This is a genomic window from Spiroplasma sp. TIUS-1, assembly GCF_010365785.1.
In the GTDB taxonomy this organism is placed as follows: Bacteria; Bacillota_I; Bacilli_A; order Mycoplasmatales; family Mycoplasmataceae; genus TIUS-1.
This window is the reverse complement of the sequence record NZ_CP048387.1, coordinates 373,317-387,839: the sequence shown is the minus strand read 5'-3', so window position 1 is coordinate 387,839 and position 14,523 is coordinate 373,317. Positions and strand designations below refer to the sequence as shown.

Below are 14,523 nucleotides of genomic sequence, written 5' to 3'. Positions count from 1 at the left end.
TTAGCACTCAATGTATTTCATTGCTAACAATTAGATATTACACCAAAAATTAGCAATTGAATACTAAAAGTGCTAATTTTTTGAAATTATTTTTCTTTGTAGAAATTCACAAATCAGATCTTTAACTGTTTTAATTTTTAAATCATTTATATTTTCATAATAATCAGTTTTTGAATAGTCTTCTAGTATTGAACGTTTCATGAAAAACGTTTTAACAACTAGCAGATTTTTAAAAGATGACATTTCTTTTCTATAAAAATCCATATATGTTACCTGATCACCTAATCTCATTATTTTTGATAAAAACTTAAGTTCCGAAATTGATAATTTATACGAATCGTAATCTATATTTAATATGTTATTTATCATTTCAAATGGAGCTCTAAATTCTGTTGAATATTTAAATTTTTCACCAAAGTTGTTTCATATTTTTTGATTATGTCTTGCAAATAATAAAATTAAACTTTCACATTCAATCATTGATATTGCTCCCTTTTTAAATAATTCAATTATCAATCTGATTTTTTCATTATCATTAAATAATTTATATAATCTATTTCATAATGAATCAATCTGATTTTGTGCAACACATTCTTCAAACAATTCAATTATTTCAAGTTCAACAACTGACATGTTAAAAATTTTACTGTCAAACTTCATAATGCAACTACTATCTACAATATTTTTCATTATTTCACCTCAATAATTACAACGACATAAAAAAATAAAAAAAATGACTAAAAATCATTTTTTCAAAACTTATTAAATTCTGCCAATTGGCATCACTGGTTTTCCACCTTTTTTTCTTATAATTAATCAAGGAATAAATAATACAAATAATAATATTGCCAAGACAATAAAAGTTATAATTGCACATTTAATATTTGCTGTTTTTTTAATTTGTGCTAATTCAGCTGGATGTACAATTTCATGTCCATAATAACCAATTATATTATTCTTACGAGACTTTGTTCAAACTATGTGTGTTATATGCACAATTAAAGCTCCAACTAAAACTATTGTAGTCATAACAATTTCTGACACTAACGATTTTAATTCTGCAACTCTTCAAAAAAATATGTAGAAAGATTTTTGTCCTGAGTTATATTGAGCTTGTAATCCATAAAATATTAATAATAAAATAACTCCTACAATATAAACTGAAAATGACATTCAATTTACATACACACCTCTTCTTGTGAAGTTTTTATAGTTTTTTGTTAAAAAATAAGGAACCGAATCAATACCATTTGCCAAATCACTTCTATATTTTGTCATTGATCTTGATAACAAAGTTGAATCAGAGATTGTCAATAAAATAAACATAGTTGAAATTAATAATATTGGTATTGATAATATCGGATGCAGAACTGAGTTTTTTGAGATACCCATTAATTCTTCGTTGTAATATGACATTAAGAATAATGTTGAAGTAATAGCCCCAGAAAAACTTAAAACAAAAATTATAAATTGTTTTAGCTTTTCACTTCTAATTTCATGAGCAATAGCTGCTGGAATTTCATTTGTTGGAGCAATTTGCCCAACTTGCATTTGGTTATCACGTGATAGATATTGTTCTTGTTGAATCATATAATTATTATTAACTTGGAATTGATTACCGTTTACATAACCCATAGAAGTACTTTGAATTGGAATCGCTTCTTGATTAATATGTTGATAAGGATTATTCACAGGAACGTTGAATTCTTCAATAAATTCGTCCATTGGTCTTTGACTATAACCATCTTGAACTTGGAATTGTTTTCTTTGTCTTACTACTGGTGGTTGGTAATATTTTTGAACTTCAAATTGAGAAACTTCTTTTACTTCATTGCTTGGATATGAGTAAAAAGCACTATTATCTAATGCTGCTTGATTATTGGAATTTTGTTTTTTTAATAAACTATTAAATAAAGCCATTTCTCTCCTTATTAAACAGTTTATAAAATTAAGTTATTTCTTATTAATAGTTGAAAGCACCTTTGAAACTTCCATTTCAAAATCTTCTTTCTGTAAGTTAATAGCTCTTATCTGATCATATTCATGAATAGATATTTTTTTATTATTATAGACGATCTCTTTTTTAACTTTAAATAAAGAAAGAAGATAAATTGCTAACGCAAAAAGTCCAATAATAATAAATATGATGATAAAAACTCAAAGTGGAATTTCTAAATCTAAGATTTTAAAAATGACGCTTTTTGAATTCATCGAATGCCCTTAATTTTATATACCTGTTTATTTGTGTAAATTTGCCCTAAATACACAATATAATTATATCAATTCTTTTGTTATTTTTATTAATTAAGTTTTAAAAAATTACTTTTTTTTAAAACAATAAAAGAGACTTTCGCCTCTTTTATTCTCAGTTTAAAAGTATTTGTTCTATAATTTCATCTTTTCATTCTTCTACATTTACTTCTGTTGTAAAAAAGTCATAGAATTCAGATTGGAAAGAAATAATCATTTCAACAATGTAATCATCTTTTGAAACTTGTTGTTCATCTAAAAATTTTTGTAATGAATTTGGTAATTCAAAATCATATACTCCAGATTCAACACAACCTGTTGCAAACATTTCAGATCTTTCCTCATCTTCAAAAATGATTTGTAAGTGTTCTGATATTTCAGATTTTGATAATAAAATTTCATGTTGAGCTTGTTTAATAATATCTTCAATTGGAGTATTGTTTTCAATTCCTTCCATATAAAGTCTATTAATATCTAATCCAAAAAGAGTAGTTGCTAGATAAAGTGAAATCATTGAAACTAAATCTTCAAATACTAAATCCATTTCTTCTTCAGATATTTTTTTCTCTAAAAATTCGCTTATTTTTGATGCTTGTAATTCTGTCATTTTATAATCTCCTACTATTTTTTGCTTGGAGCTGGTGCTCCAACTCTTTTATGGTTTGATATCTTATGTAAGTAATCAATTCTTTGTTTAGATTTTTCACTTATTTTTTTACCGCTTAAGTAATCATCAATTTCATCATATGAAACGCCAATTTCTTCTTCATCAGTTTGATTATCTCACAGACCTGCACTTGGTGCACGATTAATAATTGAGTCACAAACTTCCATTAATCTAGCTGCATCTTTAACTTCACCCTTTAATAGGTGAACGATTGGAAGTAAGTCAACACCACCATCTCCAAATTTTGTAAAATACCCAATGTGTCATTCATCAGCATTATCTGTTCCTAAAACTAAGTAATTTTTAGTTTGACCAATTGCATACAATGTAGTCATTCTTAACCTAGCCTTTGCATTGGCTTTTGAAAGATCAGATAATTTAATTTTAGAATCTAATTCAGATATTAAATCTTTATAAGTGCTTGTTAGATCAACATCAACATTATGAAATTTTTTGAAGTTAATTAATTCATGAGCACATTCATAGTCAAACTTAGATGATTCACAATCCATTCATACTGTTTGGTGATTATTTGGAAACGCTTTTTGAGCAATACTTGCTACAAGTGCTGAATCAATTCCACCTGATAATCCAACTATTACCCCTTTTGCATTTGCTAATTTAACTTGTTCTTGTAGTCAAGTTCCAATGTAATCAATATATTGTTTTAAATCCATAACTAGTCCATCCATTCAAATTCAACATCAAATAGTTGAATTAAATCTCCTTTTTTTGCACCTCGTTCACGTAATGTATCATAAACACCAAGTTTCTTTAATTTTTCATTAAATAACAATAAGTTGTCGTATGTAGTTGTCGGTGTTTTTTGATATACACGATAAATTGTTTCACCTGATAAACTTCATTTACCATTACCTAAGTTTGATACGATAATATCTCCATCAGGATCTTCAAATGTATAAACCTTAAATAATTCTTTAGTTTCTTCAGTGTCAAAAGTTTTATCTTTGTATTCTTCTAAAGTATCTCCAATTGTTAATAATAATTTTTCAATACCTTGTTTTTTTAATCCAGAAGTTTCAACAATAACTTTGTCTTTATATTTTTCTTTAAAATATAAAGCATTAATTTGACCTTCTTCTTCATCAATTTTATTTGCGATAATAATTTCTGGTCTATTTGTTAAATCAACACGATATGATTTTAATTCATTTCTAATCATTTCATAATTCTTAATAACATCTTCAGTTCCATAATTTCCAGTCATATCAATCACATGACAAACGATTTTACATCTTTCAATGTGTTTTAAAAATTCAATTCCTAATCCCTTTCCAAGTGAAGCACCCTCTATTAAACCAGGTAAATCTGCTACAACAAATGTTCTACCTAAGTTGTCACGTGACACTCCTAATTGAGGGTTTAAAGTAGTAAATGGATAGTCTGCAATAACTGGTTTTGAATTTGAAATAGCACGTAACATAGTTGACTTACCAGCATTTGGTAAACCAACAAATCCAACATCAGCAAGAACTTTAAGCTCTGCTCTAATTTCTATTTCGACTCCTGGATCACCGTTTTCATAAATAGTCGGAGCCTTATTTCTTGAGTTGGCAAATTTTGCATTTCCTCTACCACCTTTTCCACCTAAAGCAACTACTTGTCTCTGGTCTTTTGAAGTAAAGTCAGCAATCTTAGCACCAGTCTTGTGATTGTAGATTGTTGTTCCTAACGGTACATAAAGTAAAATATCCTCTCCACCTTTACCATACATATTTTTAATATCACCATGATCACCATTTTGAGCTGTATAAAATTTTTGAAGTTTTAAATCAAGTAATGACGATTTACCTTCATCAACGGCAAAGATTACGTCTCCACCTTTTCCACCGTCTCCACCATTAGGGCCACCATTAGCCACATATAATTCACGTCTAAAAGAAACGGCACCATTTCCTCCGTTTCCTGACTTAATTACAAAATTGGCTAAATCTACAAATTTCATTTCTTATAATATCCCTGCGTTTTTAAATTCTTTTTCTAATTGTTTCTCTAGCTCTTTGTTTTTTAATTCACTAAAGTTTTTAATATTAAACATCTTATTACATGAGTTTAATATAAATAAAACAATATCGTTAATATTATTATCATCTATTTTATTTGGGAAGTTAATAAAATAATATTCTGTCAACAATTGGTTTGAAAAATTAGTCAGCATTATGTCATTTGAACCAGCACTTTTTTCTAAATTTGATTTTAGTTTTGCAAAAGAATTGTCATATTCCTTTGTATTTATTTTTGAAGGATTTAAAACAACTTCTTTTAAGTTATCAACAATTTTAAAATCCATATCAATTCCCTGATTTGCAAATGTTAATAATGCATACATTTTTGACATTCAAAGATTTTCTTTGTTAGAAAAATATCCAACGAAAAAATCTGTAAAGCTTCTTGCATTAAGATCTTTAATTTTTCCAATGGCAACAATATGTAATTCATGGTCACCATTTTTAGATAATACGTCTATTACTTTTTCTTTACTTCATGGATCATTTAATATTTTTTGTTCTTTTGTTCTTTTAACATCGATAATGCTTGTTAACAGTTGTTTAAACTCAAATTCGTAATCACGCGGAATGTATGGAGCATTTAATTCATCTTCTAGTATTTGTAGAGCTTCTTCAATTTTTGAATCATTTATTAATTTCTTAATTAGTTCAATTGTTTCTAAATAGTAATTATTCATATCAACACGTTTACCTTTCTATATATTATAAATACTTAATGAGGCATAAACAAATAAAAAAACCCATTAAAATTGGGTTTTGACGTTGATCAAAAAAAATACAATTAGATTATTTCATTGATTTATATGCCGTTAATCCGAAACAAGCTGCAATTCATCATATTAATGCAAATAAAACAGTATGAATAAGTGATAATAATGTATCCCCCATCTCTCCATTTTCTATTATGTTATCAACTAAATCTCAAATTCCCAAAATTACAAAGATAATTCCAATTAAAGCATAAACTCATGTAGCCACAAAAACTAATCTTTGTAATAATTTATTCCTTTCGAAAATTAAACCTAAAATTGAACCAATTAAAACGAATATTGGTAAAACAATATAGAACATTGTTCAGACAATACCACGTGCTGAGTTTCAATCAGCACCAAGTCCGCCAGCAAACATAACAGTTAAAGTAAAGATAATCAAGATTTTAATTAAGTGTCTTCTACTTTTTAACATAATTTTTTCCTCATATTTATTATATATATTTTAAATTACCTTTACTTATGTTTCCCTTTAAGATATATTGCATCATTATAGTTTTCAATAGAATACAAAAAGTATTTAAAGAAAAAAACAAGCTTCCGCTCGTTTTTTTAGTTTCTTAATGTGGATTATTAATTATTTTTTATTCACAATCGAAATATTTTAGTTTAAAAATTATAAATATCATTTATCATGTGTATGTTTTTTTACATAATCTCAATTACCATTAAATGCACTAGCAAAAACATATTCGTCTAAGTAAGCTAATCCATGAGTTACAAGAGATTTGTTAATTGCTTTATCACCTTGTCTACCTCGATCATCATTCATAGATCACATACCAATGTAACCTAAACCAACTGTATGAGCATAGTTATAAAGTTCTTTTGCATCTTCTTCTGTGAATACACCTGCAACTGTATCGTTAACACCAATCATTGGAGTTGCTCCAATTAATTTTCAAATATTTGAAGGTTTAACTCCTTCTATATTAAAGTTTTCTTTAATTGAGTTTTCAATATTTCTAAATGTATTTTCAATCGCAGCTTTTGCTAAATCAAAATTTGTTTCATTTTTACTAATAGCTTCAAGATATATTGGGTCACCATAATCCATTAACATTAGGTTAGTGATTGGTAAATCTTTAATATCCAATCCTGCATTTTTATATTCTTTTACAAATATATCCAATACTCCATAACCAACATTTGTTAGACCTTGTGGTAGTACAGGAAGTGTTATTGAGAAATCTCAAGATTTATCTGCTTTTTTCATTTGTGCTAATGTTTTAGCAAGAACTGTAATACCTTCATGGTTGTTTTGTGCTTCACCTTCAATATCAAAATCAATTGATTTCATAATGTTTGATTTGCCATATAGACCACTAATTTCATTTTGAAAGTCAACTAATGATTTTTCTAATCTATTAGTAGCATCATTTCCATATAATTCGGCAGCAAGTGATCATGGATTTTTGTGATCATATCCACCTGTTGTAGCTCCACCATATGCAACTTTGATATTTTTTAAATTATCAGGATTTTGTTTTACTAAAGGATCTAATACTTTTGCTTTTAATTGAGCTTCTAGTCAGTAATCATAACCTTCATTTCCCTTATCAATACCTGCAAATGAAATTTCCATATCTTCTGAAGGATTTGATGGTTGTTTACTGTTTATTTGTTGCGCAAATGATAATGTCAAATGATCTAAATTAGATGCACCTTTAATTGCAGCAATTTCATTACCCTCTCATAGACCTGCATCTAAGTAAGGTGAAAAATATACTCCAGAATTTTTTGCAACTTTTTTAGTTATTTGTGAATTCCCTCGAACTGGGTTTGCTAATAATCTATCTTTGTATAATGATGGAGATGCCGGTGCTGGTCCTTGTTCACCTGTAGGAGGTACTGGGTCTGTGTTACCACCATTTTCTCCTGTACCTGGCCCACCATTACCTGGTCCTTCTCAAACAGCATCATTACCTAAACTACCAACAAATTTTCCAAATTCAGATTCTACTTTTATAGATTCCAAATCAATTAGACCTTTTATTCCATTTATTTTGGCTTCTTCAAATGTGTCGTAATGTTTTAAATTTTCAACATCTGATTTTGATAATTTTCCATTTAAAGCTTTTGTATATGAATATTCATCATAAAATCCAGATCCACTTCTGATGTTTTGATCTAATGCATTTTTATCTGCTAATCTAGCTGAGTTTGTTGTTGATAAATTATTTTTTTCATCTTCTGTTAAACTTGATAAGAATTCAGATCCATGATCTCTTGTTATATAAAACATTGATAGCTCACCAATATTTTGTTCAATTGAGAACTCTCTCAACTCAGCCATATCTTTTGGTGTGAAGTTATACATCGCTTTTTCTGCACGAGCACCCATTCAAGGAGTAACTATCATTCTCTTTGAAAAATCTTTTTCATCATCTGTTAATGGAGGTTGTTCTTCATTAACAATACCAGTACTTTGATTTCAATTTAATTTACTTTGTTCAAATTCTGTACCATTTAAAACATTTGATAATTTTATTCAATTATTTCGTAAAACTTGAATTTGATTTTTGATAAATTTTAATTCTCAATTTTCATTATTTTTAAGTTTTTCTAAATTATTTGGATACAATTCAGAATCTTCTTCACTTAAATATCCAGCAACTAAATTCAATTTAAAATTAGTTCCTAAATATTTTGTAAATACATATAACGGTGATGATTCATCTGCATTATGTTCTTCAAAACCAGCTTCATTACCTTCTAACATTGATGGTGAAAATCCCAATCCTTGTACGTTTGATCCAACTAATGAAAGTCTAATATCTCAAGTAGTTTTACCATTATTTTCAGCAGCATCTGTTTCCATTAAAATTTTAAGAGCTGATGCTAATAATTTTTGTGATTCTTTATATTGAGGTTGTTTTGCACTTAAATAAGGTGCTGCAAAATAAAAGTCAAATGATTTAGAATTATAATTTTCTCCAATCATTTTTAATTGTTCTGCCAATTGTTCTGCTGTTGAACCATTATTATATGCAGTATGTCAAAATGAATTTGCAAAAGGTCCAAATGAAATTGTCATATTTTTTGAAATGTTACCATTTGAATCTTTTGATCACTTATCAAATCTATCTTTAAATCATTCTTCAGATTTATTTGTTGTTTTACTTGGTGCTGCATCTCACATTGGTGTTAATTCACCTGTATCACTTGCATTTTGCATGAAACCCAAATTAATTCCACCACCATTGTCTAAATTTATTAAATCTTTATTATTTACAATATTTGCCAAATTATTAAAATTAACATTATCGATACCTAATTTTTCAGCTTCTTTAATTACTTCACTTCTTCAAGCTCCAGATTTATTATGTCATTTTAATGCATATTCAGCATAGTCTTCAACAATACCAATATCTGCATATGGTTTGAATCTAATGTCTTTTGCATTTTTAATTAACAAAGAGTCATCTAAAATATTTTTATTTTTACCTGCTAAAGTAGATTTTAAAAGACCATTATTATTTTTATCCTTTAAACTTTTCTTAAAATTTGAAACTCCTTCTCCTTGATCTTGAGTTAAAATTTTATCTCCTTCATTGCTTCTTGAAACTTTATTCATCATTTTATTTATTACATTTGAATCATTAAATCCAGTTTCAGTATTATTCCATCATGAATTTTCCCCACTTGGAAAAATATCATTTTGTGGAGAACAAGCAATTATTGTTGTTGTTGACGCTCCGACTAAAGTAATTGTTGATAAAATGCTTAATAATTTTTTCATATGTTTTCTCCTGTTTATATATACTAATTTTACCAAAAATGGCATTTTATATCAAATTTCACACAATAAAAAAATAGACCTAAGTCTATTTTATTTATCTATCTTTTAAACGTTTTTAATTCGTTTCATAGCGTTAGCATAATGTTCAACATCAGGTCCAATTACAATTTGTAAAGCCTGGTCTCCCAATTGCTTAATACCAAATGATACACCTGTAGCTTTAATTGCTGCTACGTCAATATTTTTGTTATCTTTTAAAACTAATCTTAAACGAGTAGCACAGTTATCGATTGATTCTAGGTTATCGCTTCCGATTGCTGCAATAAATTTTGCTGCAGCTGTCTCGTATTTATCTGCTTTAGATCCCGAATCTTTTGATGAAGTTGTAGTTATATCAACTGGTGCTGATACATAACCTCCATCTTCTTCTCTACCTGGTGTTTGTATGTTTAATTTTCTAATTAATAGTGAGAATACTACGAAGTAAGCTCCACCTGCTGCTGCAATTAATGGCAACATCATTAGTGGGTTAGATACTACTTCCATAGCTCCACCTTTGTATGTTGATAATCCTCATGATTGTGCAAATGATACTGCATAATCAATAAATCCTGCAGAGAATCCAAATCCAATTTGAATTTGCATTGCTGTAGTTATCATCATAAATATCGCTGACATACCTGCATGTACTAATAACAATACAGGAGATAAGAATACGAATGAGAATTCTACTGGTTCTGTAATTCCTGATACGAATGAAACTAATGCCACTCCACCTAAGAATCCCATAACTTCAGTTCTTCTATCTTTTTTAGAAGCAAAGATCATTGCTGCTGCAATAGCTGGAACTCCACCCATCATTATTGGGAAATATCCTGATTGGAATAATCCTGATGTATTCAATCCTTTTGCAAAAGCATTAATATCACCATTAATTCATGTAAAAGTTCCACCATCAATTGGGGGAATTATTTCACCCGTAATTGGGGCAATTATTTCACCCTTAATTGGCATTTGAAATCAGAAGAATGTATTTAAAATTTGGTGCAATCCAAATGGTAATAATAATCTGTTTAAAAATGCATATAATCCTGTTCCTGGAATAGCTACTGCTGGATTATTTGGGTCAGCTACTGCTTGACCCATTAACATTAATACTAATTGTATTCATGGTCACAATATTGCAAATATAGCAACCAATCCCATTGCTGCTACAATCCCAATCATTGGTACAAACCTTCTTCCTCCGAAGAAAGATAATGCTGCTGGTAATTTAATTTCTTTAAATTTGTTGTATAGCATTGCTGCTACAACCCCAGAAACTACTCCACCAAGAACACCTACATTAAGTACGTAAGTTGCTCCAGTAATTACAGCTACGCCTTGTACTTGTGTTTCTGTAAATACATACATTAGTGATGAATACTGACCTATAATTTCAGTTCCATCTGCATTGTATACTGTTTTTGTTAATACGTTACCATATAGCATTTCTGGTATACCATGTTCACTTGTCATTAAAATTATAATAAAATACATAATTGCTGCGACCATGGTTACTTCGCCTCGATGATCTTTTGCAAGACCAAATGAAATACCAATTGCAAATAGTAATGGTAATTGGTCAAAAGCCACTGAACCTGGCTTTTGAATAATATAAGATATTCAATATCCGATAGCATTAGTGATTTCACCTTCTGCACCAGTCGTATATGTAATACCTAAAGCTCCGAATCTATTTAATATTGCAGCAAATGGCAAAACAGCTACTGGAAACTGTAGCGCCTTACCTAATTCTTGCAACACTGTTAGAAACTTAGATCATCCGCTAACACCATTCTTTTTAGTGTTTAGCATGTCTTCTTTATGCGCTGTCATTTTTTTCCTTATTTAATTTTTTGAACCCTAATTTTTTTAGAATTCTATTTATTATTTTGACAAAAAAAAAAAAAAACGCAAGTTTTATTTTGGTTTTCTTATACTTTTTTGGAATATTTTATTATTTTATTATTAAATTAAACTAATACTGGAATTGAGATTATTAAACAAACAATAAACCCTAAAATCAATGAAATACACATAAATGCATATACATAAAACGACCAAAACTTCATTGGTTCATCCCATCAAAATGCTCTTCTAAATTGTTCTGCATGTTGTTTTTCTTTAAAACTAGAACGTTTTATATGTAATATAAAAAAATAAAATAAAACTGCAGCCGCAACTATACAAATAATTCCAATAATTAATACAGTCAATGCAGCAGAATGTGTTAACTCTTTTCCAGATGTTTCTTCTGAATTTTTTAAAAAACTAAATAAATTTAACATAATTATTACAACCCTTACTAATCATTATCATAATTGATTTTATTATTTAGTAAAGAATAAAAAAATAAAAAAAATGGTTTTATCCATTTTTTTAAAATTATTTACCTTGTGTTTTTTTTGCACCTGTAGCTTTTTTCACTGCTGACTTTTTCGCTGCTGTGCTAGCTGCTGGTGTTGATTTCACTGCTGGCTTTTTAGCTGCTGTGCTAGCTGCTGGTGCTGATTTAGCTGCTGGTTTTTTCGCTGCTGGTTTAGCTGCAGTTGTTGATTTCACTGCTGGTTTTTTAGCTGCTGGTTTTGCAACAGTTTTTTTAGCTGTAGCTGGTTTAGCTGGCTTTTTAGCAATTTTTGCTTTTGCTTCTAATTTAGCTGCTTGAATTTTTTTATTTTCAATTTTGTCTGGATTAATTCTGTTAGCAATTTTTTTATCAACTGCTTTTCTCTTACGTCTTTGGTGTGCTGCAAGAGCTTTTTGAGATGTAATTGATTTAGCTTCTGATTTAGCTTTTGCTACTTTTTCTTCTGCATTTGGATTAGCACGTTGTGGTAATCTTTCTTGAATACGAGCTGCTTTACCAGATAAGTTTCTGATGTAATAAATTCTTGCACGTCTAACTTTACCACGTTTAATAACTTCAACAGTATCTATAATTGGTGAGTGAATTGGTAATGTTCTTTCAACAAATACACCGTTTGAGTTTTTTCTGATTGTGACAGATTCAGTAATTCCGCTTCCTTGAGTTTTAATTACAACTCCTTCGAAAGCTTGAATACGAAATTTTTTGTCTTCTTTAATTTTTACTGTTACACGAATTGTGTCTCCTGAGTTAAACTTTGGTAAGTCTGTTCTCAATTGTGATTCACTAATTTCTTTTACAACGTTTGAATAGTTCATAATATTTATTCTCCTCTTTTTAGTTTTTCAATAATCATTTGATCTTCACTACTTAATTTTGCTTTTTTCAATAAATCATTTCTTTTGTTAAAAGTATTTTTAAGTTGTGATTCTCTTCTAAAATTATTAATATTTTTATGATGTCCTGATATCAATACTTCAGGTACTTTATGACCATCGAATTCAACTGGCTTAGTGTATGAATCATAGTCTAATAAATTGTTTTCAAAACTATCGTTTTCATGTGATTCTTTAGCTATTACTCCATCAATTAATCTAATAATTGAATCAGCTATAACTAATGATGATAATTCACCGCCAGTAATCACATAATCTCCGATTGATAGTTCCATATCAACATAATTCATTATTCTAGCGTCTATGCCTTCGTAATGACCACATATCAATATAATATGTTTATGTTTAATTGATAATTCTCTTGATATATAGTTATTCAATGTCACACCTTGTGGACTCGTTAATATTGTAAAAGATTCTTTTGTTTTAATTGAGTTTAAAGCTCTAACAACTGGTTCTATCATTAATAGCATTCCAGCTCCACCACCAAATTGATAATCATCAACTTGTTTGTGATCGTAAGTAGTATGTTCTCTAATATCAATAACTTCTAATTCAACTTTATTTTTTAAGATTGCTCTTTTAATAATTGATTCAGAAATATAATTACTAATTAGGTTAGGAAATAAAGTAAGTATAGAAATTTTCATTATGCTAATCCTTCAATATTAATAAAAGTAATTTTTTGATTATCAAAATCTATTTCTTTTAAATAATCATCAACACCTGGTATTCAAATTGTCTTATCTTTAAATTCAACCTTATATGTCATATAAATCGAGTTATCTAAAAAATCAATAACTTTTCCTTTTTTATTTTCAAATATAGCATCAAATCCTAAGCAAGAATAATCATCTAATTCTGTAACCAATTCTTTTTTTATATATATTTCTTTTCCTACTAATTTTTGTACATGATTAATATTTTCATATTCATCAAACTGAATCAGCGGCTTTTTAATATACAGATCAGTTAGCTGCCTAATTTTAAAAACGTCAAATGTTGACTCATTTTTTACAAATACAAAATCATTTATTTTTATATCAATATCTTTTGTTTCTGTAAATCAATAAACTTTTAATTCACCCTTTATCCCGTGAGTACCTGCTATTTTCCCTACTAAAGCTAAGTTATCTTTTATCATTATTTTTTAGCTGGAGCTTTTGCTGCTGCAGGTTTAGCTGCAGGTTTTTTAGCTGTAGCTGGTTTTGCTGTTGTAGGTTTTTTAACTGTAGCTGGTTTTTTAGCTGCAGGTTTTTTAACAACCGCTTTTTTAGCTTTAGCTGGCTTATCTAATTTTGAGTCGTGGAATTTTTTCATAATTCCGTGTTTTGAAAGAATATCTCTAACTGTGTCAGTTGGTTGTGCACCATCTGCAAGTCATTTCAACGCGATTTCTTCGTTTATTTTTGTTTCACCATTAATTGGATTGTATGTCCCAATTAGGTCGATGTAAATACCATCTCTTTGAACACGTGAATCTGTTGCAACAATTCTAAAGAATGCTGCACGTTTTTTCCCGGCTCTTCTTAATCTTAATTTAACCATTGGTCCTCCTATTTATTTGTTGATACTTATAATAATACATCAATATTTTTAAAAGTGTTAAGTAATTTAACTTAACTAACTCAACACCTTAATTTTAACTTATTTAAAACAAATTCAACATAAACATTTGTTTTAGGTAATAATAGTATAAGTATTTTGACAGAGCTCTAGGAATTTTGTCTTAATGTTAGTGACACAGACAAAAGGAAATAA

The 14,523-nt window shown here is 28.6% G+C and carries 14 protein-coding genes and 1 pseudogene; all 15 read right to left on the bottom strand.

Features of this window, described 5'->3' with window-relative positions; translation table 4 throughout:
* Positions 1–72: 72 nt before the first annotated feature.
* Positions 73–690 carry a hypothetical protein gene (locus STIUS_RS01680; RefSeq protein WP_162649584.1) on the bottom strand — a complete coding sequence of 206 codons (618 nt, stop codon included), beginning with the start codon at positions 688–690 and terminating at the stop codon, positions 73–75.
* A 72-nt stretch (positions 691–762) separates the two neighbouring features.
* Positions 763–1,920: an MSC_0882 family membrane protein gene (locus STIUS_RS01675; RefSeq protein WP_162649582.1), complete on the bottom strand. Its 1,158-nt coding sequence runs from the start codon at positions 1,918–1,920 to the stop codon at positions 763–765.
* 33 nt (positions 1,921–1,953) lie between these two features.
* Positions 1,954–2,211: a TIGR04561 family membrane protein gene (locus STIUS_RS01670; RefSeq protein WP_162649580.1), complete on the bottom strand. Its 258-nt coding sequence runs from the start codon at positions 2,209–2,211 to the stop codon at positions 1,954–1,956.
* A gap of 148 nt (positions 2,212–2,359) precedes the next feature.
* Complete coding sequence (locus tag STIUS_RS01665) at positions 2,360–2,857, bottom strand: hypothetical protein (RefSeq protein ID WP_162649578.1); 498 nt, start codon at positions 2,855–2,857, stop codon at positions 2,360–2,362.
* Positions 2,858–2,871: 14 nt separating this feature from the next.
* Complete coding sequence (gene nadE, locus STIUS_RS01660; protein ID WP_162649577.1) at positions 2,872–3,594, bottom strand: NAD(+) synthase; 723 nt, start codon at positions 3,592–3,594, stop codon at positions 2,872–2,874.
* Positions 3,595–3,596: 2 nt separating this feature from the next.
* Complete coding sequence (gene obgE, locus STIUS_RS01655; protein ID WP_162649576.1) at positions 3,597–4,883, bottom strand: GTPase ObgE; 1,287 nt, start codon at positions 4,881–4,883, stop codon at positions 3,597–3,599.
* A gap of 3 nt (positions 4,884–4,886) precedes the next feature.
* Positions 4,887–5,624: a DUF3196 family protein gene (locus STIUS_RS01650; RefSeq protein WP_162649574.1), complete on the bottom strand. Its 738-nt coding sequence runs from the start codon at positions 5,622–5,624 to the stop codon at positions 4,887–4,889.
* Between the two features lie 109 nt (positions 5,625–5,733).
* Complete coding sequence (locus tag STIUS_RS01645) at positions 5,734–6,132, bottom strand: hypothetical protein (protein ID WP_162649573.1); 399 nt, start codon at positions 6,130–6,132, stop codon at positions 5,734–5,736.
* A gap of 201 nt (positions 6,133–6,333) precedes the next feature.
* Positions 6,334–9,459, bottom strand: coding sequence for a lipoprotein (locus tag STIUS_RS01640; RefSeq protein WP_162649571.1), 3,126 nt, complete (start codon positions 9,457–9,459; stop codon positions 6,334–6,336).
* A gap of 105 nt (positions 9,460–9,564) precedes the next feature.
* The gene (locus STIUS_RS01635) at positions 9,565–11,337 is read right to left on the bottom strand and encodes a PTS transporter subunit EIIC (RefSeq protein ID WP_162649569.1); all 1,773 of its coding nucleotides are present in this window, start codon (positions 11,335–11,337) and stop codon (positions 9,565–9,567) included.
* Between the two features lie 137 nt (positions 11,338–11,474).
* The gene (locus STIUS_RS01630; RefSeq protein WP_162649568.1) at positions 11,475–11,789 is read right to left on the bottom strand and encodes a hypothetical protein; all 315 of its coding nucleotides are present in this window, start codon (positions 11,787–11,789) and stop codon (positions 11,475–11,477) included.
* Between the two features lie 553 nt (positions 11,790–12,342).
* A pseudogene (rplS, locus tag STIUS_RS03715) lies at positions 12,343–12,684 on the bottom strand (50S ribosomal protein L19); the annotation flags it as partial.
* Positions 12,685–12,689: 5 nt separating this feature from the next.
* On the bottom strand, positions 12,690–13,412 hold the full coding sequence (gene trmD / locus STIUS_RS01620) for a tRNA (guanosine(37)-N1)-methyltransferase TrmD (protein WP_162649566.1): 723 nt from the start codon (positions 13,410–13,412) through the stop codon (positions 12,690–12,692).
* Positions 13,412–13,906 carry a ribosome maturation factor RimM gene (gene rimM / locus STIUS_RS01615; RefSeq protein WP_162649564.1) on the bottom strand — a complete coding sequence of 165 codons (495 nt, stop codon included), beginning with the start codon at positions 13,904–13,906 and terminating at the stop codon, positions 13,412–13,414. The genes trmD and rimM overlap by 1 nt, the downstream gene beginning before the upstream one ends.
* On the bottom strand, positions 13,906–14,310 hold the full coding sequence (gene rpsP / locus STIUS_RS03760) for a 30S ribosomal protein S16 (protein ID WP_162649562.1): 405 nt from the start codon (positions 14,308–14,310) through the stop codon (positions 13,906–13,908). Before rpsP ends, rimM begins: the two co-directional genes overlap by 1 nt.
* Positions 14,311–14,523: the final 213 nt, after the last annotated feature.